Consider the following 19,748-nt stretch of genomic DNA (forward strand, 5'->3'; position numbering starts at 1 on the left):
AGAAACGCGACCGTTGCCACTACGGCGCGAATCGCGCGGGTCGGTAAGGCAGATGAAATTACCATCGAGATCCTCGGTTCGTCGGCCGCCGATCGCGCACACGGGCACATGACCGCTCGACAAATCGACCCGACGGGCGACGACGGCAATGACATCGCGCATCGGACGGGATACTTCGCGGGGACCCCGATCACCCGCGTGAAGTCCGGACGAAGGACGCGGTCGGAACGAATCGCCCGAACGGTGGCCGGTAACAATGCCAGGGAATTGAAATCGATACAGGTTCTAGTGATCTGCGCCGGTCTACGCTCCTGTCGCCGTCGTCGGCATTTGCTCGCACTCGTCCGTCGGGTTCGGGACGGCTCTGGATCAAGGCGACGGGGCGGGTGCTCGGTGGAGATTCCGACGATCGTCGGCGGTGAACGGTGGTCGTCGCCGACGGCTCCGAATCGATGCTTGCGGGATTATCGCGCGACTGGGGATCGGTGCGGGCCGGGATCGTCTGACGCGCCTGGGGCAATTGGTCATCGTCCCAGTTTGGGCTAGGTTCTCGCGCGCCATGCCGGTGGACCGAAGGTGTGTTAGCTGAAAGTGTGCTGTATGTATTGTTTGCGCGTCCTGGTCGACAGAGGCGAGCGGGTGCCCGTTCGTTTCACGAGGGTCGGAGGTTCACGCGCACATGGTTCGGTACAGCTCGGTTCCGCGTCCGGCGGTACTCACTCCCGGCGCCGCAACATCGCATTTCCGCCCGGTGCTGCTCGATGCGTCGAGTCCGGAGGGACTGCGAGACCTGGCAGCGTTGGCGGCGTCGAGTGCGGTCGGTGCCGTGCACGACACGATCGAAGATCAGCTCGATGAACTGATCCGCTGCGAGGACCCCGCCGTCGCGCATTCGGCGGACTCGCTGGCGGCGGCCCGTCAGCGGATCTGTGGCGGAACGCCGTTGTGGCGTTGGGGAATCTGGGTGTTCTATCCGTGGCACGGTCGGCTGGTGCATGTGCTGCCGCGCGACGAATTCCGGCGTGTGCGCACCGACCGGAATCGCAACAAGATCGACCGGGCGCAACAGCGAGAGCTGCGCGAGCGGCGGATCGGTGTCGTCGGGCTGTCGGTGGGGAACAGCGCGGCGGTGACGCTGGCGATGGAAGGGGTCGGCGGATCGTTCCGGTTGGCCGACTTCGACACCCTCGGGCTGTCGAATCTGAACCGGCTGCGGGCCGGCGTCGAGGATCTCGGGGTGCACAAGGCGGTACTGGCGGCGCGTCAGATGTTCGAGATCGACCCGTATCTCGACATCGAGGTGTTCCCGGACGGGCTGACCGAGGAATCGATCGGACCGTTCTTCGACGGCGTGGGCGGCACCGGGCCGCTGGATCTGCTGGTGGAGGAATGCGACACCCTGTGGGCGAAAGTCGCTGCCCGGGAATGCGCGCGGCACCGCGCCGTTCCGGTATTGATGGACACCAACGATCGTGGCCTGCTGGACGTGGAGCGCTTCGATCTCGAACCCCATCGCCCGCTGTTCCACGGCCGCACCGGTGGGTCGACCGCGTCCGATGTCGCGAGAATGACTCGGGGCGAACAACTGTCGCTGCTGCTGACCGTGGTCGACGAGCCGCGGCTTAGTCCGACGATGCGCGCCGCCGTCGGTGAGATCGGCCGGAGCCTGTCCAGCTGGCCGCAACTCGCCTCCGGCGTGATGCTCGGCGGCGCGCTGGTGGCCGATACGGCTCGCCGGATCCTGCTCGGTGAGCACGTCCCGTCGGGGCGAACGTATATCGACCTCGATGAGCTCATCCCCGCGGTGAGCCCGTGGACGGCTCCGGAATTCGCGCGCGTGATGGAGGAAGTCCGTTGACGATCGACCTGCGCGACGTGGAACTGGTCGGCCCGCGGCTGCGGCTGCGGGATCTGCGTGCCGGTGATCTGAGCGTCTATCAGCGGATCTTCACCGACCCGAATCTGACCCGGTACATGGGCACCGACAGCATGGGTGTCCCGGCGGCGGCCGCGTCGTTCGACGCCGCGCTGCGCTCGCGCGGGGAGACCCCGCGGCGCAAGTACACGCTGGCGATCACGGCACCCGACGCGGACACCATGGTCGGCACCATCGGCCTGTTGGTCGAGGATTTCGGCAGCAACGCGATGATCGGCGGGCTGGTGGTGATTCCGGAAGGAGCGCTGCGGGCGGGTGGCATCGAGGCGGGACGGCTCATGGCGGCTTTCGCCTTCGGGCCGCTCGGTATCCACCGGGTCTGGGCGGGGCACCGGCACGATCACCCGGTGATGGACCAGGTGATGGCGGGAGTGGGCTTGACACCGGAAGCGCGGCTGCGACAGCTCTACCGAACCCAGGGCCGATGGCGCGACGTGTGCACCTATGCGGCCGTGCGGCCGGAATGGGCGGCGACAGCAACACCCGCCGAACGTCGAATCCTGGCATTACGGTCAACCGCGGCAAAGGGACACGCCGTCGCGGGTCGGTGAAGCCGGGGTGGAACCCTGCCGAATCGGGCTCCGGGCGCCTCATTGCGCGATAACATCGCCGACTACAGGCCGCGGGCAATCGCCTCGGTCCGATGTGCCACCACCCGAGACGCGTAACGGCCGGTGACGGGAGGGCCTCCACCGCCCGGCGAGAATCCGAAGTGGAGATCGTCCATGGCAGTGCTGATCGACTCCGACTATTTCGCTCCGGCGGACCGGCGGGAGGCGGTCACCGCCATCCTGCAGGAAGCCGATCTCGGGGCGAACCTGCAGATGTGGGACGCGCCGGCGGAGGTGGTCAGCCGGCACCAATCGTGGATGCTGGGTCCGATCGCGCTCACCCGCTCGGAGGTCTCCGGTCACCAGGTCCGCCGAACGAGCCGACACGAGCGATCCACGCCCAGCGACACCTTGACGGTGACCGTGCAGAGCGGACAGCTCCGCAGGCACGAACAATTCGGCGCGCAAACGCTGATCGAACCCGGCGCCTGCGAAGTGATCGACCTGGCCACCACCTTCGCCTCCGGCTGGTACGGCCTCGGCGGCACGCTGTGTCTGCAGCTGTCCCGCCAGCGCCTGGGTATCTCCGTGGAGACGGTCGCCGCGGCGCACGGGCGGCTGGCGGCGTCGCCGCTGTACCCGATGGTCACGGCGCAGATCGAGCATCTCGTCCGGGTCGCCGACCAGCTCGAGGCCGATCCGGCCGCCGCCTCGGTGGGCGAGTCGTGCCTGGAAATGGTTCGGGCGCTGTTGATCTCGGCGGCGGGCCGCGGGCCGGGTGACGGCGCCGCCATCCCGGACCAGCTGCTGATCGAGCAGGTCCTCGGGTATGTGCGGAACCACCTGTCCGATTCGACCTTGAAGATCCCCGGGATCGCCGCTGCCAACAATATTTCCGTCCGGCACCTGTACAAGGTCTGCGCCCAGTCGGGAATCAGCCTCGAGCAGTGGATTATCGAACAACGTCTGGTCCGGGCCCGCGACATGCTGATCGACCGCGGCTACGCACACCGATCCATCGCCGCGGTGGCCGGTGCCGTGGGTTTTCGCGACCCCGCCCACTTCGCTCGCCGATTCCGCGAAACATACGGGATGACGCCGCGGGACTGGCGCCGCAGCGCCACCGTCACGGACACCCCACCGGAGTAGCCGGCGTTCGCTGCTCGGCGGGCGCTCGAGTTTGTGCGTGCACAGTCAGTTGCCGTGCAGTCACAGTCTCTTTCGGCAGTGGATTCGCCCTTATCGTTCGAATGTGGCTGCGCGAGACCGTTTCAGGAGAGCGAGTGTTCGCCGACGGACACCCGCCGCCGATGCGGTCCGCCGAGGGCATCGAGAGAGAGGGGAGACCATGTCCACGATCGGTAAAGCGATTCGGGCGGCGAGGATGGCCTCCGGGTTCACGCAGGCGGAACTGGCCGACTGGATCGGGATCAGGGACGGCAACCAGATCAGCCGGTGGGAGCGCGATGTGGTGACACCCAGTGCCGACAGTGTCGGCGAGTTGAAGAGGGTTCTGGGGGTGCGCCTGGACAGCTCGTCCGGCGATACGGTGTCGTGCTGATCCGCGCCGAGGCGCGACGGCGGGGTCGAATCCCGGCGCGCGGAAAGGGCCGGGTGTTGGGTTCACGGTGAACGAAAGGCCTTGTCAGGGGCGGTGTCCGACCTAGACTCGGGATTCGTGACCTCCAGCCTTCCGCTCGTGGACATCTCGCGGTTCCGTGGCCCGGACACCGATCGCGCCGTCTTTCTCGATGAGCTGCGCCGGGCAGCGCACGAGATCGGGTTCTTCTACGTGGTCGGACACGGGGTCGATCCGGTGCTCACCGACGGGGTGTTCGCGGTCGCGCGGGAGTTCTTCGCCCTACCGGCCGAGCAGCGGCGGGAGATCGCCAACATCCACTCGCCGCAGTTCCGGGGCTACACCAGCACCGGGCACGAATACACGGCGGGCGCACCGGACCGGCGGGAACAGCTCGACATCGGCCCCGAGCGGGCCGCGCGGCCGGCCGGGGGACCGGCCTGGGAGCGGCTGATCGGGCCGAACCAGTGGCCGGTCGCGGTGCCGCGCCTGCGTGCGGTCACCCTGGCGTGGCAGGCCGAGGCGTTGCGGGTCAGCCGGGAAGTGCTGCGCGCCCTGGCTGTCGCGCTCGGGCAGGACGAGGGCTACTTCGACCGATGGTTCGACGAGGAGGCCTCGACCCACCTCAAGATCATCCACTACCCGGGCCGGGACACCACCGGCGATGACCAGGGCGTCGGCGCCCACAAGGACTACGGGTATCTGGCGCTGCTGCAGCAGGACGAGGTCGGCGGGCTGCAGGTGCAGGGGCCCGCGGGCTGGATCGACGTGACTCCGGTGCCGGGCAGTTTCGTCGTCAACATCGGCGAGATGCTCGAGATCGCCACCCGGGGCTACCTCACCGCCACCCGGCACAGAGTGGTCAGCCCGCCCGCCGGCGTCGACCGGTACTCGGTGCCGTTCTTTCTCGGCCCCCGCCTCGACGCGATCGTCGAACCGCTCGACCTGCCCGCCGATCTCGCGGCCCAGGCCCGCGGCGTCAGCCAGGACGCCGACAACCCGCTGCTGGCGGCATTCGGGGAGAACGCGCTGGTCGGCTGGCTGCGATCCCATCCGGCGGTCGCCGAACGCTGGTGGTCCGACGTGCTCGCCGAACGGCGACGCGGGTGAGCGCGCACCGGCCCTCGGTATCGGCTGTGAACTTGTGGCCGATTGCACTGTCACGGTTTGGCAACGGCCGCGATGGTCAACCCTCTCGGTATGACCAACTCACGTAATCGCACAACGACTACGCCGAGCATGGATCTGACCAACACCATCATCATGTTGGCCACCTGCGTGTTCTTCCTCTTCGGCCTGGTGACGCTGAGATCGCCGATGCCGCTGGCACTCGCCGGCGCGGCCGGCCTCGCCGCGGCGATGGCGTTCACCATGAAAACCCTAGGCCCCACGCGACGCCTGGTCGGCAAGCGCGACAGATAGGTCCCGAAAGCGACCGCTCGGTTGTAAACCCGTGGGGTGGAAGGGATTCCGGGCGCAATCCATCCGCGTGTCCGCCGCGAATACTGTGTGATCGCTTCCACCCCCGGCGTGAACGGAGTCGCGGAATGCCTGGAATTCTGTTGCAGCTGGCGGTATTGGCGCTGTTCGTCGGCGTCGCGGTGGGAATCTTCGTGCTGGGGGATCGGGTGCGGCCTGCCTCGTGGCGGCACGACGACGATTCCGGTGCCGGTTCGATGATGCTGGACATGGTCAATATGTTCTTCGCCGCCATCGTGGCGTTCGTGGTGGTGATCCTGTGGCAGCAGTACGACACCTCACACGCGCACACCGTGTCGGAGGGCAAGGCGCTGGTGAACGTCTACGAGGCCGCGAACGCCATGCCCGAGGCGGATCGTGAGAAGGTCCGCACCCTGGTGACCGCCTACACCCGGCAGGTGATCGACGAGGAGTGGCAGGTCATGGACGAACAGCGCCGGCTGAGCCCGTCCACGCAGGCAACACTGGACGAACTGCGGGAAGCGGTGGATTCCGTGCCCGCCGCCACCGCGGAGGCGAAGGCGGACCAGGACGAGACCGCCGCCGCCGTCGCGGCGATCACCGACGCCCGCTTCGATCGCGGCCTGGACGCCGGGTACCGATTGCCCGGTTTCCTCTATGTCGCACTGTGGTTCGCCACGGCCATGCTGCTGTTCGGCACCGTCTTCTCGGGTGTCGTGGTCACCAAGCGCAGCGTCCTGATGACCGCGTTGTTCGGACTGGTGATCGGTGCGGTGATTCTGGCTGTCTACCAACTGGATCGGCCGTTCGCGGGCGGCAATCACGTCGCCAAGGATGCCTACGAGCTCGCGCTCACGCGCTTCCAGGATCTTGCCGAGGAACCCTCCTCCGGTGGCGATCTTCCTCGTTGACCGCGGCGAACAGCGCTCTCTCGGAGGCATGATGGACGGAAGAGGAAGACCAGTACGAGGATTCGCGGCAGTAGGGGCGGCGACAGTGCTGCTGGCCGTGCCCGCCCCACTCGCCGCGGCTGCTCCCGGAATGCCGACGATCGATCAGATCATCAGCGGCAGTGCGGCTCCGGGCACAACGACAGCTCCGGGCGACGGGCAATCCGCCGGACAGGAACTGGGTCTCGGCACCGGTAGCGCGGGTGGACCGGGCTGGTCCGGGGCGCCGACCGGCAGTTCGGCGGGAGCTGTCCCGAATCCGGCGGCAGGGCAAGCGCTCGGCCTCGGTCCGAGCGCCGTCGACGGTCCCGAGTCCGTGGTGACCGATCCCATCGTTGACGATGCCGCGCCTGACGCGGCATCGACGACCCTCATCGCCGCCCCGGACACGCTCGGCGGCCTCCTGCTCCTCGACCCCGACTATGTGCTGCCCGCCTGTGTCGGCAGCGCGGCAGTCGGCAGCGCCGCGCTGGGGTCCGGCATCATCACCGGTAGCGGCATGGGCTCGAGCCTGGTCGGCGTCGGTTCCAGCGGCAGCGTCGGCACGGGCTCGGCGGGTGCGGGCAGTGTGGCGGTCGGCAGCGCTGCGGCGGGGAGCGCCGTGCTGACCTGTCTGCTGTTGCTACCGGTTCCGCGCCTGCCCGAGCCCTGGATCCCGCTGGCCATTCCACCGGCGCCGGTGGCACCAGCCGTCGAACCTGTTCCTGTGCGGGTGCCCGAGGTGATCCCACCGCTCCCCGCGGCGGTCCCGCCGTTGCCGTTGCCGCCGTCCACGGTCGAGTACGCCGCACCTGTCCAGTCACCCCCGGCGCCGCCGCTCACCGCGCTGCAGGTGATGACGGTCATGATCATCACCATCATCGCGGGCGCGCGTGCTCGTCTGCGCGGTCGCTGAGAATCGGGGAGCTTCCCGCCGGTTCCGGTCGGGGTCGAGCGGGAAGCCCTGCGAATTCCGGTAGCCGAGACTGTGCCGGTCAATTGTCCAATTTGCTGGGTGCCGTGGCCGCTCGGCAGCTACGGTGCCGCGCATGTCTCGCACTCACCGCATCCTCGTGGCCGCAGTTCTGGCCGCCGCTCCACTCGCCGTCGCGGCTCCGGCGCCGGCGGCTCCGATCGTGAACAAGGTCGTGGTCATCGGCATCGATGGCACCTTGTGGAGTGAGGTGTCCGCGGCCGATGCCCCGAACCTCGACCGCCTCGCCGCGCAGGGCACCCTGGCCCGCACCTCCATCGCCCCGCACACCACGATGTCGTGTGTCTCGTGGGCGACGGTGCTGACCGGCGTGTGGGATACCAAGCACGGCATCCAGGACAACGGATCCACCTGCAATGCCGGACCTTTCGCGCAGTATCCGACGGTGTTCACGCAGGTGGAGCGGGAGCGTCCGGCCTTGTCGACGGCCTCCATCGGGACCTGGGACACGATCGGCATGATCGCGCGCACCGGCAGCCCGCAGGCCGATCGGGTGACCGTCACCCAGATCGACCCCACCGGCGCGGGCGTCTGTGAGACCACCGCCGACGACAATGCCGCCGCGGGGGTCGTCTCGGCCATCACCGAGGACGGGACCGACCTGCTGTTCACCCACCTCGACCAGGTCGACATCGTGGGACACACGCTGCGCGGGGTCTGGCCGCAGGCGTATCGCGATGCCATCGGCCGCGTGGACGGGCTCGTCGGAAAGATCACCGCCGCGGTGGACGCGCGGGCGGCCGCGCACTCGAACGAGCGGTGGACGATCCTGGTCACGACCGACCACGGGCACAAGCCGGACGGCGGCCACGGCGGCCAGAGCGCCTACGAGACGGCCAGCTTCGTGATCGCCCGCGGGGCGGGTTTCGCGGCGGGCGCGCAGAACAACGGGTACACCCTCGCCGACATCACGCCGACCGTGCTGGACCTGCTCGATGTCGCGGCTCCGGCGAACCTCGACGGCGAGTCGATGCTGGCCGGCGGCTCGGGGAACCCGGCGGCACCGGTGCCGAACACACCGCCGGTCGACTCCGGCATCACCGGTTCGTCCTCGGGTTCGGCGCAGGCGGCGATGGTGGCGAACCCGCTGTGTCTGCTGGGCAGTGGCTCGGCGAGCGGTTCCTCCGACAGGTGATCCAGTCGAGGTAGCGGAACCCGGCCCTGGGACCCAGGGCCGTCCGCCACCTCGTACCACCGGTCGGCCGTCGACGAGGTGCCCCGGTGGAAAAGCGTCCCACTCACCGCGCACCGCGACTACGCCGGCGGCCGCGGCGTATGCGAGCATTCCGCTGTGGCTGGTGGAACAGATAATTGGCCGGTCGTCGACCTGGCCGACCTCCTCGACGTGCTGGATCTCGCCGAGGTCGCGCCCGGCCGGTTCCGGGCCAGGAATGTGACGTCGACGCTGCCGACGACACTGGGCAGTCAGACGCTGGCCCAGGCGGTTGTCGCGGCCGAGCGCACGGTGCCGCATATGGCGGTGCAGTCGCTGCACGGTGTGTTCCCGCGCGGTGGGTACGCCGACCGGGAGGTCGACGTGGATGTCGAGGTCGTCCAGTCGGGGCGGTCGCTGGCCACCGCGCAGGTGTCGTTCCGCCAGGACGGGCGTGAGCACGCGCGAGTGCTGGCCATGCTCAGCGTCGACGAGCCGGACTTCCTGGCACACCATGCCGCGCTGCCGCCCGAGGTCCCCGGTCCGGACGACTGCGCCGACCTGCCATGTGCCCTGCTGCCGTGGGAGGTCAGGACACCCGGCGGAGCCGACGCGCTGGCCCTCGACTTGGCGGGCCCACCGTCGCTGGATGTGTGGATGCGCTGCGACAAGGCACCCGATCTGCCGGTGTTCTCGCGGGCACTGTTGGCCCACGGCAGCGAGGGCTTCCTCGGGCCGGTCGCCACGCGCCCCTACCCGCAGGCCGAGATCGCGCGCCGCGGCGGCCGCGGGAAGTCGGCCATGCTCACCCAGACCATCACCTTCCACCGGCCGTTCACGGTGCACGACTGGCTGCTGCTGCGCTGCGAGAGCCCCTTCGCGGGCGCGGGCCGCATGTACGCACGCATCCAGATTTTCACGCGCGCAGGAGAATTGGTGGCCTCGGTGGATGCGCAGGGCCTGATGCGCGCGCAGGACTGACCGGGGTCGGCTTCGTCGGCCGTGGGATGGCCTCGGTTCTCGACCGGAATCGACACCAGCGGTCGCCGGGTGACGTCGTGCACGGGCACGGGCATGCCGCTCGCCTATCATCGGCGAATATGCAGCTACAGGTGAACGACCTCTACGGCGGGGTGGTGGGCACGGTGCTCGCCAGTGTCATGCTGGCGGCTGTTCCGGCCGATCAGACGCCGAGGTACGCGGCGGAGTGGGTCGTGGTGAGCGTGGCCATCGCGGCGATCACGCGCAGCTACGGCCAGCATGTGTCGACGCACAAGGCCGGGGCGACGTCGGGGTTCTGGACCGATCTCGGGCGCAACATGCTGACGGGGATACCGCTGGTCATCGCCTGCGTGCCGACGCTGATCGTGCTGTTGATCGCACATCTCGCGGGGTGGAGCGACGATATCGTCCATCCCGACGGGTCGGTGACACCCGGCTACACGACGCTGGCTCTGGGCATCAATGCCGCGATCCTGTTCGGCTGGGGCGTGGTGGCGGCCCGGGTGGGTGGCTATTCCAAGTGGGGCGCCTGCGGGGTCGGTATCGCCAACACCACCCTCGGGCTGATCATCATCGTGCTCAACGTCGTCCTCGATTAGCCTGTGCGGCAAGGACTTCCGCGCAGGAGTCGCCTGATTTGACGCGTCGGCGCGTTCACCACTCGCGCGTGGCGATCAACTCCTCCGCATCGGCTTCCTGGAAACCGTTCGGACTCCAGCGCGTTGAACTCCTCGGTGGCGGCGTGGGTGAGCACATACAGCGCGGCCAGGTCGGTGGGTGATCACCTGTGCGCGGCCGGCAGCCGAGGGGCGAACCCAAATGTTAACAACGCTTACATCGGTGCTATCGTGGAAGCCGGTCAACAGTCGGCAATCGAAAGGGTTCCTCCCGTGCAGACGATTCTCGGAGCAAACGGACAGATCGGGACCGAGCTCGCGCACGAGCTCCATCGGCGGTTCACCGAGGACATCAGGCTGGTCAGCCGCAACCCGCGGCGGCTGCACGACACCGATGAGCTGGTCGTGGCGGACCTGATGGACGCCGAGCAGACCGCGGCGGCGGTCGCGGGGAGTGAGATCGTGTATCTGACCGTGGGCCTGCCGCCGGACGCGAAGCTGTGGGCCGATCAGCTCCCGGTGATGATGGAGAACACCATCGCGGCGTGCGAGAAACACGGTGCCAAGCTCGTGTTCTTCGACAACACCTACATGTATCCGATGAACGGCGACCCGCAGACCGAGCAGACGCGATTCGCCCCGGCCGGGAGCAAGGCACGCACCCGGGCGGCGATGGCGACGATGCTGTTGGACGCCATCGCCGCGGGTCGGGTTGAGGCGGTCATCTGTCGCGCGCCGGAGTTCTACGGTCCGGGCAAGACGCAGAGCTTCACCAACGCGCTGGTGTTCGAGCCGATCGCGGCGGGCAAGCGGCCACGCGTTCCGTTGCGTGACGACACGCTGCGTACCCTGATCTGGACACCGGACGCCAGCCGCGCCATGGCCCTGATCGGTAACACGCCGTCGGCGTACGGGCAGACCTGGCATCTACCGTGCGACGACGATCGGGTGACGTACCGGGGATTGATCGAGCTGGCTTCCGCGTCGTGGGGTCGCGAGATCGATTACTCGGTGATGAAGCGGCCCGCGTTCTTCGTCGCTCGACTGTTCAATCAGGGCGTGCGCGAACTGTGGGAACTGCTGCCGCGCTACGAGACGAACAATCTCTTCGTCTCGGACAAGTTCAAACGGGCGTTTCCCGAGTTCCCTGTGACGACCTACGCCGAAGGGGTGGCCGCCATCAAGGCGGATTGAGCCGAGAGTGCCCGGCGGCGGAGATACTCGGCTGTCTGGGAATCGGCAGGGAAATAGGACTCGACGGCGATCTCCGCGAGGGTGATGTCGAACGCGGCACCGAACGTCGTGATCGTGTTGAAGAAGGACAGTTCGGTGTCGTCGTGCACCAGCCGGATCGGTAGGGCGACATCGGCGGGATCGACCGGCCTGTCGTCGGCGGGAGCGAACGCGTGGAGTTCGGCGTGGAGCGCGGCGAGACCAGGATCGCCGCTGCGTTCGGCCTGCCGGGCCAGCCGGGGGAGCAGGTAGGCGCTGACCTGGGCGTGGTTGGTCAGACGTGCGCCGAACCCGTCGGGGTGGAGACCGAGGCGCATCATGTTCACCGGCGGGGTCAGGAGCTCGGGTGACGCGCCGTCGAAGAAGATCTCGGCCGCGTCGTTGGCGAACAGCAGATTCCAGCGCGCGTCCACGGCGACGGCGGGGTACGGCGCGTGGCAGGCGACGACCCGGCGGACGGCCGCTGTCGCCGCCGCGAGATCCGGGTCGTCGAGGGTGCGCTGCGGATGGATCGGCAGCGCACCGGCCGCCAGGTGCAGCTGATTGCGTTCGCGCAGTGGAATATTCAGATTGTCGGCAAATCGCTCGATCATGGCGGTGCTGGGCACCGTCCGGCCGGTCTCGACAAAGCTGATGTGCCGGGTGGAGATGCCCGACTGCGCGGAGAGCGCGAGTTGGCTGAGCCCACTTCGCATCCGCCACGCACGGAGGAGCTCACCGACCGGACTGTTCATCACCCGAGTATCGCGGCCGGAACTACGCCGCACCATTACCCAGCTGGTAATCGCCTCCGCGACGACGCGGATGCCACAGTGCCACCATGACATCAGACACTGTGGCGCACCGTAACCGGGAACTGATCGTGCACGGGTTGGCGGAGTTCACCCGGGGAAACATCGGCGTCCTGCGTGAGCTCCTGCACGAAGACTTCGTCGAGCACAGCCCCGGCAACCCCTCCGGGCGCGACGCCTTCCTCGCGTTCATCGCGACCGCACCCGTCGCGCGCGCACGCCTCGACATCAAACGCGTCATCGCCGATGACGACTACGCGGTCGTGCACTATCACATGATCGACGCGGGCGGCGGCCGCGGATCGGCCGTCATCGATGTCTGGCGGCTGGTGGACGGCCGGATCACCGAACACTGGGATGTGGTGCAGCCGGTCCCCGAACCGGCGAGCACCCCGCACGGCATGTTCTGACGACCGTCGGCGGGACAAGCGCGCTAGCTCGCGACATCGAGGACGCGGACCGTGGCCGCGAGCGGCGCGCGGTGTTCGGTGAAGAGCCGGGCGACCAGCTCGCCGCGGCTGGTGACACCGACCTTGTCGAAGATCGACTTCAAGTGGTCGCGCACGGTGTGCGGGGAAAGGAACAGCCGCGTGGCGATCTCGGCGGTGGGCAGACCGTGCGCGACGAGCTCGGTGACCTGGAGTTCGCGCGGCGTGAGTTCGTAGGCTGCCACGATCAGCTCAGCCACCTCCGCGGGCTCGGCCTGCTCGATCACCAGAGCCGTTGTACCCGAACGACCTTCGGCGTCGCGCAGGCAGGTGGCGTGGCATACCAGCCAGCGGCCCGCGGTGGTGCGCACCCGGATCCGCGACGCCACGCCGGTGAGCCGGGCGCGGCCTGCCGTGCTGAGGATCCAGACGGGTAGCGGCAGATCGATGCCGAGCGGGGTTCCGGTGCTGGGGCCGGGCGGCATCTCGGCCAGTAGCGCGCGGGCCTCGTCGTTGAGGGACAGCAGGTCCCCGCCCGGCCCGAACAGCAGCAGCCCGGGGGCGGCGGCGAGCGCGGACGGTGGTGTCGCGCAGGGCCGGGCGAAGGCGCGCAAGCGCTGGGCCATCGGCGCGCAGATCGCGTGGACCAGGGCGATGTCCTCGGCCCGGAACGGTGGCCTGCCCCGCTCGCGGAACAGGCTCAGCTGGCCCCACGGCTGCCCGCCGATCCGGAACACCGCGCGCAACTCGTCGTCGAATCCGCGCGGGCGCATGAAGCCCCGGTACAGCGGGCTCGAGGCGGGCCGGTCGCCGGTCACCTCGCGCAGCCCGGCGACCGGGACCTTCGCCAGTGCCAGATCGCGGAACAGATTCACGTGCTCGGCGAAGAACTCCGACTCCCAATAGATTCCGCAGCCGCCCTCGTGCAGGTTCTCCACCCGCGCCGGTGCCGTGGTGAGCCCGTTGACCGGGTCGGTGGCCACCCACACCGCGGCGTCGAAGGGCGTGATGCGCCGCAGGCGGGCCGAGGTGTCGGCGAACAGCGCGTGCGCGTCGGGCGCGGTGGCGATGCCTGCGAGTAGTGCGTCGAGTGCGGTCGTCGCGGTCATAGGTGTCATCTTCGACGGCCGGTCGCGCGTCGGCCACCCCACAACTGAGGGGGTGGTGCCCACGGCGCCCCCGGTGCGAACCCCTCGATCGCGGGATGGTCCGTGTCGCGCGACTTCGCGACGCTGGGTCCGGCACACACGAAAACGAAGGAGCACCATGCACATCGGAATCATCGGAGCGGGCGCGGCTGCCGTCGCACTGCTCGACGCGCTGGCCCATGCCGACCACCACCCGAGCGGCGTCACCGTCTTCGACGGCGCGCCCGCGCTCTGGCGTGGCCGCCCGTACCAGCCCGACCTCGACACCGTGCGGGTGAACGCGCCGCCGCCGATCATGTCGGTGCGGGCCGGCGACGCCGGGCACTACCAGCGCTGGCTGGCCGATCGTGACGTCACCGACTATCTCGACGAGCGCCTGGGGCAACCGCTCGTGCCGCGCGCTGTCTACGGCGAGTACCTGGAAGACACCGCGCGCGAGGCGATCTCGCGGCTGGGGCGGGTCGGCTGCCGGGTCCGCGTGGTGCGCTCGACGGTCACCGGATTCTCCCGCGACGGCCAGGCGGTCCTGCACACCGCCGGCGGCGATCGTGTCCCGGTGGACCGGGCCGTCCTGGCGGTCGGCAGCGGCCGCCCACGTGACCATTACGGGCTCACCGGCGCGCCCGGCTATGTGGACGAGCCCTACCCGCTCGCCCGGACCGTGACCGGGCTGCCCGCAGACCATCATGTCGCCGTCATCGGCAGCGGTCTGACCGCGGTGGATGTCGCCGTCACCCTCGCAGCGACCGGGCACACCGGCCCGATCACCCTGCTCTCCCGCAGCGGGCGACTCCCGTTCGTGCAGCAGCGTCCGGTCCGGCTGGACCCCGTCCACCTGACCCCGGGAGCGGTGCGCGCACTGGCCGCCGAACACGGCGAACTCGCCTTCGCTCAGCTGGTTTCGCTCCTGCGCGCCGAACTCGCCGCACTGGGACAGGATTTCGAGACCCTGGCCACCGAGATCCGCGACGCCGAGGATCCGGTGACGCGTCTGCGCCGCCAGCTCGACGCGGTCGACGCGCCGCATCACGGGCGGCGTCTGCTGGCGATGGTCATCCGCACCGTCGGCCCCATCGCGTGGCCAATGCTGGTGGACCGGGACCGAGCGATGCTGCGTACCGAGCACTTCCGCACCATCAACAGCCTCAGCTCGCCCATGGTGCCGCACAACGCCCGCATCGTGCTGCGGCTGCTGGATTCCGGCAAGCTGCGGCTGCGGGCGGGGGTCAGCAAGATCGAGGCGCGGCCAGGCGGCGGGTTCACCGTGCACGACGGCCGGAGCTGGTCCGCGGATACCGTGGTCAACGCGGTCAACCCGCCCGCCTACACGACGCCCCCGGACACCGAGTCGCTGATCGGTGCGCTGCTCGCGGCGGGCGCGGCCGAATCACACCCCTCGGGCGGCCTCCGGGTGGAGCCGGTGACCCGGCGTTCGATGGTCGGCGGGACGCCGGACCGCAACTGGCACGTGCTCGGCAATCTCGCGGCCGATTCCCTGTTCATCGCCACCAACCCGCCCGGTCTCGCGGCCGAGGCGGCCGGACTGGTCGGGGGGTTGTTCGACGCGTGAAGAATGGGCGGGGAGCCCCACGTTCCGCCGATGTGGGCGCCGCTTACTTTCGCGGGTAATGTATCGCCTGCGACTGCGACAGTGTCCGAAAGGCAAGGGAGATTTCGATGATCGAGACCACGACGTTCGGGGCGATGTCGTGACGGCGGGCGCTTCGGCGTGGGAGACGGTCGGCGCGTCGACCTACGTGTCGTTCACGAGCTACCGCAAGGACGGCACCCCGGTCGCCCTTCCGGTCTGGATCGCCCCCGCCGACGGCAAGCTCTACTTCCTGTCGGGGGTCGACGCGTACAAGGTCAAGCGGATCCGCCGCAATCCGGAGGTCACGGTGCAGCCGTGCAACCTGCGGGGCACGATCGATCCCGGCTCACCCGTTGTCGAGGGCACCGCGCGGGTGCTCGAGGCCGAGGACACGTCACGCGTCCGCAAGATCATGAACCGCAAGTACTGGCTCCTCGGCCCGTTGAGCGAGTTCGGGACCTGGATCACCCGCCGTCAGAGCGCCTCGATCGGGATCGAGATCTCACCGCGCGGCTGATCCCGGCTGCGTGGGCGTAGTCGACTACGCGTGACAGGCGTGAGTTCGCGGGCGCAGGCTGGTCGAGAGCACAACATCATCTTTGGAGGTGCGCTCATGACATCGACCACGACACCGGCTCCCCGCACCGACTATGGCTCGCCGCAGATCCGCTATTCGCCGGGTTTCCCCGCCGATCACCGTCGTTTCGTCGAGAAGTCGATCGACAGCATGATCGAACGTTCGTCCGCGGAGACCGCGCGCAGGCGCGCCGACGCCGCCGAGCGGAACGCGATCACCCAGGCGCTCTACGCGCCCCTGATCCGACTGGCACGACAGGATCCCGATACGGCGGACACGCTGCGAAAAGCGGACGATACCCCCGTACCGTTCGACGAGGACCTGGTACACATCGCACCGCACGGGATCAACCCGGACGCGACGGCAACGCTCGACATCCGGGCAGGCACCGAGATCTTCGCGATCCCGTACCACTTCGACTGGGCATGGCACGACCCGGCGGGCGGCAGGCCGTTCGAGCTCGTGGTCGATCGCGACAACGGCCGTGTGGCCATCGACGGCCGCGCGGGCCCGAAGATCGGCGGCGCCGAGGAGTTCGTGTACACGCGGGCCGGGTACGGCATCACGCTGCAGACCGATCACGAGGTGGCCGTGACGGGGCGCTCGTACCGGACCACCGACGACCACTACTCGGTCGGCTGCGGACTCGGCGGCTCCGCCATCACCGAGGGCGGCACCGATCTCACGGTGTTCGAGAACGGCAACTTCGTCACCTCCGCCGTCGACAAGCGCTGGCGCAAGCGGGTCAGCCAGAACGAGACCGACGTCTTCAGCAGCAACGGATTCGGCCCCGGCGCCACCATCGAGGTGTCCTGGACGATGCGTCCGGGCAATACGTACACGTTCACTGTCGGGGCGTTTGTCTATGCCTACCGGGACGACGGCCTCGGGAACACCTGGAGTCAATCCAGCATTGTCGCGAACATCATTTTCATGAGCATCTTCCGATAGCGGCAGCGGTCAGTCGAGCACTTCGTTCAATTTCCCCGTCGCGACGTCGAAGACGAAGCCGCGCAGGGAGGTGGTGCGCGTGATGAAGGGGCTGCGGTCGATACGGCGCAGCGAATTGCGGACGTCCTCGTCGAGATCGCCGAAGGCCTCGGCGGACCAGGTCGGCTTGATGCCGATCTCGTCCTGGATGGCGCGCTTGAAATCGTCGTCGGTGAAGGTGAGCATGCCGCAGTCGGTATGGTGGATCAGGATGATCTCCGTGGTGCCGAGCAGCCGCTGGCTGATGGCCAGCGAGCGGATCTCGTCGTCGGTGACCACGCCGCCGGCATTGCGGATGACGTGGGCTTCCCCGTCCTGCACGCCCAGGATGCGGTAGACGTCGAGGCGGGCGTCCATGCACGCCACCACGGCGACGTGCTTGCTGGGCGGCAGGGGCAGCGGGCCGCTGAACTGCCCCGCGTAGGCGGCGTTGTTGGTGAGGTATTCGTCTGTGACGGTCATGGCGGCGTCCTCCGGTCGATGGGTGGCGACATACGAATCTCCGCATCCATCGTTCGTGCCGGCCGGGACGGCGGCCAGGGATTCGCGCACACCGAGGAGAAGGGTCGTTCGCACCGGTGCGACAGAGTAGAAGCGCGCGGTCCGCGCTTACTCGATCCGCCGATCAGTCCGTCGTGATATCGCGTCGGGACAGCCGTATCGTCCCGAGCACGAAGAACGCCGTGGCGATCACCGCGAAATACGCCAGCGAACCGTTGGCGCCGCCGAAGACCGGCCGCATCGTCGGGTACTGGCCCGCGCCCAGTTCACCGTTCTTGAACGGCATCCACTGCGCGACGACGTTCCCGATCTTCACCGGCAGCATCGCGGAGAAGGTCTCGATCCCGAACTTCCACAGCAACACCACGCCGACGACGACACCCGGTCGTGGGATCAGCCCGGCGATCCCGATCCCCAGCGCGGTGACGAAGAACGCGAATACCGGTAGCCCCCACAGCAATCGGAGACCGGCCGACGAGGTCAGCTCGACTCGTCCCCAGACCTCGGGAAAGACCGCCGGGAAACCGGCGAGCAGGACGATCGCGGTGACCAGCGTCGCCGCCGCGGCGATCAGCCCGAACACCAGGAGCTTCGCCAGCGGGAGCAGCGGACGCCGGGTCTGCGCGCAGTAGACCAATTCCACTGTCGCGTATTTGAATTCATTGCTGAGCGAGGCGACACCCGCGGACATCAGGACGATCGTCGAGAAGATCATCACCCAGTAGCCGGCATTGTTGGTGTCCATGCCGCCGCTGCCGTTGACCTTGTTCATCCGGGTGGCGATCGCCAGGCTCGCGTTCAGGGCGATCGGCAGCACCACGGCGATCGGCACGATCGCGAACCACACCGGGCTGCGCCAGGACAGTTTCGCCAGTTCGCTCCGGACCGCGCGACCGAGATCCACTGCTGCGCTCACTGTTCCACCTCACCCGGCGCACCGGTGTCGCCGTGGTATTCGACGCTGCCGCGGGTGACCGTCAGATACGCCGCTTCGAGCGGACGTGGTCCCGAGCCGAGCGCCACGGTCTCGTCCCGGCCGGCGTCGGAGAGAACCCGCCCGCGGCCCATGATCACGATCCGGTCGGCGGTGATGGCGACCTCGGTCAGATTGTGCGAGGCGACCAGCAGGGTTCGTCCTTCGCGGGCGAGCCCGGTCAGCAGCTCGCGCAGCCAGAGGATGCCGTCCACGTCGAGGCCGTTGTCCGGTTCGTCGAGCACGATGGTCCGCGGGTCGCCCAGGAGCGCGGTCGCGATGCCGAGCCGCTGGAGCATGCCGAGCGAGAACCGCCCGACCAGGCGGTCCTCGACCTCGGCGAGGCCGACGCGCGCGAGCACCCGCCGGACCTCGCCGACGGGAATGCCGCCGAGGCGCGCCTGCCAGGTCAGATGCTGTTTCGCCGTGTGCTTCGGGTGCCTGGCGAAGGTGTCGAGGTTGAAGCGCACCTCGCGCATGGTGTGGGGGAGTTCGCGCAGTGGGCGCTCGTTGATCCGCACCGTGCCCGTGTCCGGGGTGGTCAGCCCGGCGATCATCCGCATGGTCGTGGATTTACCGGCGCCGTTGGGCCCGAGCAGGTAGGTGATCGAGCCGGGGGCCGCCTCGAAGCTGACATCGCTGACCGCGACCCGGTCGCCGAATCGCTTGGAAATACCGGAAACTGTGATCATCGGCGATCGAGTCGTCGCGAACGTTCGGGGATCAGTAGCCGAAGTCCGGGTTGCCCGTGCAGCCGCCCATGGCGTCGCAGGTGGCCTTCCAGTCGACCTTCCAGAGGCCGTCTTCGCGGATGTAGCTGTAGGTTCCGCTGGTGGCCGGGAAGCCCGCCATCACGCCGGACAGCGTGGCGGTCATGGTGTTGCCGGTGATGGTCTTCGAGGTCGCGCGCTCCTGGATGGACAGGAAGTCGTAGACCCCGCCCTGGGACAGGATGCCCTGCAGTGCCGGACCGACCGTCGACCCGTGGTAGCTGACCTCTTCCTTCGCGCTCATCGGCAGATTCGGGTTCCACAGCGCGGCGAACTGCCCGGCGATGGCGTCGAGCGACGGGTCCGCGTCCCGGAGGTAGAGGTCGGCGACGGTCGCGTCGCGGACCGAGCGGTCGGCGAGCGCGGGGGAGGCGGTGCCCACGGTTAGCAGACCGGCGAGACCGAGGGCGGCGACGAGGCCGGCGATCTTCTTCATGACATGTCCTCCGCGGACGATCGAGACGGGCGGGTGCCGTCGGTAGCTCCGATAGTGCCCAGCACGCTACTTTTCGAGATAAGGTTAGTCAAACCTAAGTTTCCGGTCG

Annotated in this window: 22 protein-coding genes; 16 read left to right on the forward strand and 6 right to left on the reverse strand. The window is 68.5% G+C overall.

The genetic code is table 11. The features are described from left to right. Positions 1–679 precede the first annotated feature (679 nt). From ACFYWJ_RS20280 to ACFYWJ_RS20335, 12 genes are all read left to right on the forward strand, one after another. The gene (locus tag ACFYWJ_RS20280; RefSeq protein WP_355272818.1) at positions 680–1,858 is read left to right on the forward strand and encodes a ThiF family adenylyltransferase; all 1,179 of its coding nucleotides are present in this window, start codon (positions 680–682) and stop codon (positions 1,856–1,858) included. Next, positions 1,855–2,487 carry a GNAT family protein gene (locus ACFYWJ_RS20285; protein WP_355272816.1) on the forward strand — a complete coding sequence of 211 codons (633 nt, stop codon included), beginning with the start codon at positions 1,855–1,857 and terminating at the stop codon, positions 2,485–2,487. The genes ACFYWJ_RS20280 and ACFYWJ_RS20285 overlap by 4 nt, the downstream gene beginning before the upstream one ends. Positions 2,488–2,661: 174 nt before the next feature. Further along, entirely contained in the window at positions 2,662–3,636 is a 975-nt protein-coding gene (locus ACFYWJ_RS20290; RefSeq protein ID WP_355272813.1) for a helix-turn-helix transcriptional regulator, read from the forward strand. Positions 3,637–3,835: 199 nt separating this feature from the next. Beyond that, a complete protein-coding gene (locus tag ACFYWJ_RS20295) occupies positions 3,836–4,048 on the forward strand; it encodes a helix-turn-helix transcriptional regulator (RefSeq protein WP_355272810.1) in 213 nt (70 codons plus the stop codon). 117 nt (positions 4,049–4,165) lie between these two features. Beyond that, positions 4,166–5,176: a 2-oxoglutarate and iron-dependent oxygenase domain-containing protein gene (locus ACFYWJ_RS20300; RefSeq protein WP_355272808.1), complete on the forward strand. Its 1,011-nt coding sequence runs from the start codon at positions 4,166–4,168 to the stop codon at positions 5,174–5,176. 129 nt (positions 5,177–5,305) lie between these two features. After that, positions 5,306–5,488, forward strand: coding sequence for a hypothetical protein (locus tag ACFYWJ_RS20305; RefSeq protein ID WP_355272807.1), 183 nt, complete (start codon positions 5,306–5,308; stop codon positions 5,486–5,488). Positions 5,489–5,613: 125 nt separating this feature from the next. After that, positions 5,614–6,417, forward strand: coding sequence for a DUF4239 domain-containing protein (locus tag ACFYWJ_RS20310; protein WP_355272804.1), 804 nt, complete (start codon positions 5,614–5,616; stop codon positions 6,415–6,417). Between the two features lie 97 nt (positions 6,418–6,514). After that, positions 6,515–7,351: a hypothetical protein gene (locus ACFYWJ_RS20315; RefSeq protein ID WP_387208218.1), complete on the forward strand. Its 837-nt coding sequence runs from the start codon at positions 6,515–6,517 to the stop codon at positions 7,349–7,351. Between the two features lie 133 nt (positions 7,352–7,484). Beyond that, positions 7,485–8,564, forward strand: a complete 1,080-nt coding sequence (locus ACFYWJ_RS20320; RefSeq protein WP_355272798.1) for an alkaline phosphatase family protein — start codon at positions 7,485–7,487, stop codon at positions 8,562–8,564. A 156-nt stretch (positions 8,565–8,720) separates the two neighbouring features. Further along, on the forward strand, positions 8,721–9,563 hold the full coding sequence (locus ACFYWJ_RS20325; RefSeq protein WP_355272795.1) for an acyl-CoA thioesterase domain-containing protein: 843 nt from the start codon (positions 8,721–8,723) through the stop codon (positions 9,561–9,563). A gap of 119 nt (positions 9,564–9,682) precedes the next feature. Further along, on the forward strand, positions 9,683–10,183 hold the full coding sequence (locus ACFYWJ_RS20330; RefSeq protein ID WP_355272792.1) for a hypothetical protein: 501 nt from the start codon (positions 9,683–9,685) through the stop codon (positions 10,181–10,183). Positions 10,184–10,330: 147 nt separating this feature from the next. Next, the gene (locus ACFYWJ_RS20335) at positions 10,331–11,395 is read left to right on the forward strand and encodes an NAD-dependent epimerase/dehydratase family protein (RefSeq protein WP_355272789.1); all 1,065 of its coding nucleotides are present in this window, start codon (positions 10,331–10,333) and stop codon (positions 11,393–11,395) included. Here ACFYWJ_RS20335 and ACFYWJ_RS20340 read toward each other — a convergent pair. Continuing rightward, a complete protein-coding gene (locus tag ACFYWJ_RS20340) occupies positions 11,359–12,168 on the reverse strand; it encodes a helix-turn-helix transcriptional regulator (protein WP_355272787.1) in 810 nt (269 codons plus the stop codon). The two genes, ACFYWJ_RS20335 and ACFYWJ_RS20340, sit on opposite strands and share 37 nt — an antisense overlap. 86 nt (positions 12,169–12,254) lie before the next feature. Between ACFYWJ_RS20340 and ACFYWJ_RS20345 the strand changes: the two genes are divergently transcribed. Further along, positions 12,255–12,635 carry a nuclear transport factor 2 family protein gene (locus ACFYWJ_RS20345; RefSeq protein ID WP_355272784.1) on the forward strand — a complete coding sequence of 127 codons (381 nt, stop codon included), beginning with the start codon at positions 12,255–12,257 and terminating at the stop codon, positions 12,633–12,635. A 23-nt stretch (positions 12,636–12,658) separates the two neighbouring features. Here ACFYWJ_RS20345 and ACFYWJ_RS20350 read toward each other — a convergent pair whose 3' ends face one another. After that, the gene (locus tag ACFYWJ_RS20350; protein ID WP_355272781.1) at positions 12,659–13,762 is read right to left on the reverse strand and encodes a helix-turn-helix transcriptional regulator; all 1,104 of its coding nucleotides are present in this window, start codon (positions 13,760–13,762) and stop codon (positions 12,659–12,661) included. Between the two features lie 157 nt (positions 13,763–13,919). On the opposite strand from ACFYWJ_RS20350, the gene ACFYWJ_RS20355 reads away from it, so the two are divergent. The 3 genes from ACFYWJ_RS20355 to ACFYWJ_RS20365 all read left to right on the forward strand — a co-directional run bounded on the left by ACFYWJ_RS20355 (position 13,920) and on the right by ACFYWJ_RS20365 (position 16,920). Continuing rightward, positions 13,920–15,371 (forward strand): FAD/NAD(P)-binding protein, encoded by a 1,452-nt coding sequence (locus tag ACFYWJ_RS20355; protein WP_355272778.1) that lies wholly within the window; start codon positions 13,920–13,922, stop codon positions 15,369–15,371. Between the two features lie 139 nt (positions 15,372–15,510). Beyond that, the gene (locus ACFYWJ_RS20360) at positions 15,511–15,909 is read left to right on the forward strand and encodes a PPOX class F420-dependent oxidoreductase (protein WP_355272775.1); all 399 of its coding nucleotides are present in this window, start codon (positions 15,511–15,513) and stop codon (positions 15,907–15,909) included. Between the two features lie 96 nt (positions 15,910–16,005). Further along, complete coding sequence (locus ACFYWJ_RS20365; RefSeq protein ID WP_355272772.1) at positions 16,006–16,920, forward strand: hypothetical protein; 915 nt, start codon at positions 16,006–16,008, stop codon at positions 16,918–16,920. A gap of 9 nt (positions 16,921–16,929) precedes the next feature. On the opposite strand, the gene ACFYWJ_RS20370 is transcribed toward ACFYWJ_RS20365, so the two are convergent. The 4 genes from ACFYWJ_RS20370 to ACFYWJ_RS20385 form a co-directional block, all read right to left on the reverse strand. After that, positions 16,930–17,421, reverse strand: a complete 492-nt coding sequence (locus ACFYWJ_RS20370; protein ID WP_355272769.1) for a carbonic anhydrase — start codon at positions 17,419–17,421, stop codon at positions 16,930–16,932. 163 nt (positions 17,422–17,584) lie between these two features. After that, positions 17,585–18,376, reverse strand: a complete 792-nt coding sequence (locus tag ACFYWJ_RS20375) for an ABC transporter permease (protein WP_355272766.1) — start codon at positions 18,374–18,376, stop codon at positions 17,585–17,587. Continuing rightward, positions 18,373–19,125 carry an ATP-binding cassette domain-containing protein gene (locus ACFYWJ_RS20380; RefSeq protein ID WP_355272764.1) on the reverse strand — a complete coding sequence of 251 codons (753 nt, stop codon included), beginning with the start codon at positions 19,123–19,125 and terminating at the stop codon, positions 18,373–18,375. Before ACFYWJ_RS20380 ends, ACFYWJ_RS20375 begins: the two co-directional genes overlap by 4 nt. 31 nt (positions 19,126–19,156) lie before the next feature. Next, on the reverse strand, positions 19,157–19,639 hold the full coding sequence (locus ACFYWJ_RS20385; RefSeq protein WP_355272761.1) for a hypothetical protein: 483 nt from the start codon (positions 19,637–19,639) through the stop codon (positions 19,157–19,159). Positions 19,640–19,748 lie beyond the last annotated feature (109 nt).

This window comes from Nocardia sp. NPDC003269 (assembly GCF_042888005.1).
GTDB lineage: Bacteria > Actinomycetota > Actinomycetes > Mycobacteriales > Mycobacteriaceae > Nocardia.

What these genes read in the sequence shown, in the direction of transcription:
- ACFYWJ_RS20280 (WP_355272818.1), top strand. Translation starts at nt 680, where the DNA reads ATGGTTCGGTACAGCTCGGTTCCGCGTCCGGCGGTACTCACTCCCGGC.
- ACFYWJ_RS20290 (WP_355272813.1), top strand. Translation starts at nt 2,662, where the DNA reads ATGGCAGTGCTGATCGACTCCGACTATTTCGCTCCGGCGGACCGGCGG.
- ACFYWJ_RS20295 (WP_355272810.1), top strand. Translation starts at nt 3,836, where the DNA reads ATGTCCACGATCGGTAAAGCGATTCGGGCGGCGAGGATGGCCTCCGGG.
- ACFYWJ_RS20305 (WP_355272807.1), top strand. Translation starts at nt 5,306, where the DNA reads ATGGATCTGACCAACACCATCATCATGTTGGCCACCTGCGTGTTCTTC.
- ACFYWJ_RS20310 (WP_355272804.1), top strand. Translation starts at nt 5,614, where the DNA reads ATGCCTGGAATTCTGTTGCAGCTGGCGGTATTGGCGCTGTTCGTCGGC.
- ACFYWJ_RS20320 (WP_355272798.1), top strand. Translation starts at nt 7,485, where the DNA reads ATGTCTCGCACTCACCGCATCCTCGTGGCCGCAGTTCTGGCCGCCGCT.
- ACFYWJ_RS20330 (WP_355272792.1), top strand. Translation starts at nt 9,683, where the DNA reads ATGCAGCTACAGGTGAACGACCTCTACGGCGGGGTGGTGGGCACGGTG.
- ACFYWJ_RS20340 (WP_355272787.1), bottom strand. Translation starts at nt 12,168, where the DNA reads ATGAACAGTCCGGTCGGTGAGCTCCTCCGTGCGTGGCGGATGCGAAGT.
- ACFYWJ_RS20345 (WP_355272784.1), top strand. Translation starts at nt 12,255, where the DNA reads ATGACATCAGACACTGTGGCGCACCGTAACCGGGAACTGATCGTGCAC.
- ACFYWJ_RS20350 (WP_355272781.1), bottom strand. Translation starts at nt 13,762, where the DNA reads ATGACCGCGACGACCGCACTCGACGCACTACTCGCAGGCATCGCCACC.
- ACFYWJ_RS20355 (WP_355272778.1), top strand. Translation starts at nt 13,920, where the DNA reads ATGCACATCGGAATCATCGGAGCGGGCGCGGCTGCCGTCGCACTGCTC.
- ACFYWJ_RS20365 (WP_355272772.1), top strand. Translation starts at nt 16,006, where the DNA reads ATGACATCGACCACGACACCGGCTCCCCGCACCGACTATGGCTCGCCG.
- ACFYWJ_RS20370 (WP_355272769.1), bottom strand. Translation starts at nt 17,421, where the DNA reads ATGACCGTCACAGACGAATACCTCACCAACAACGCCGCCTACGCGGGG.
- ACFYWJ_RS20380 (WP_355272764.1), bottom strand. Translation starts at nt 19,125, where the DNA reads ATGATCACAGTTTCCGGTATTTCCAAGCGATTCGGCGACCGGGTCGCG.
- ACFYWJ_RS20385 (WP_355272761.1), bottom strand. Translation starts at nt 19,639, where the DNA reads ATGAAGAAGATCGCCGGCCTCGTCGCCGCCCTCGGTCTCGCCGGTCTG.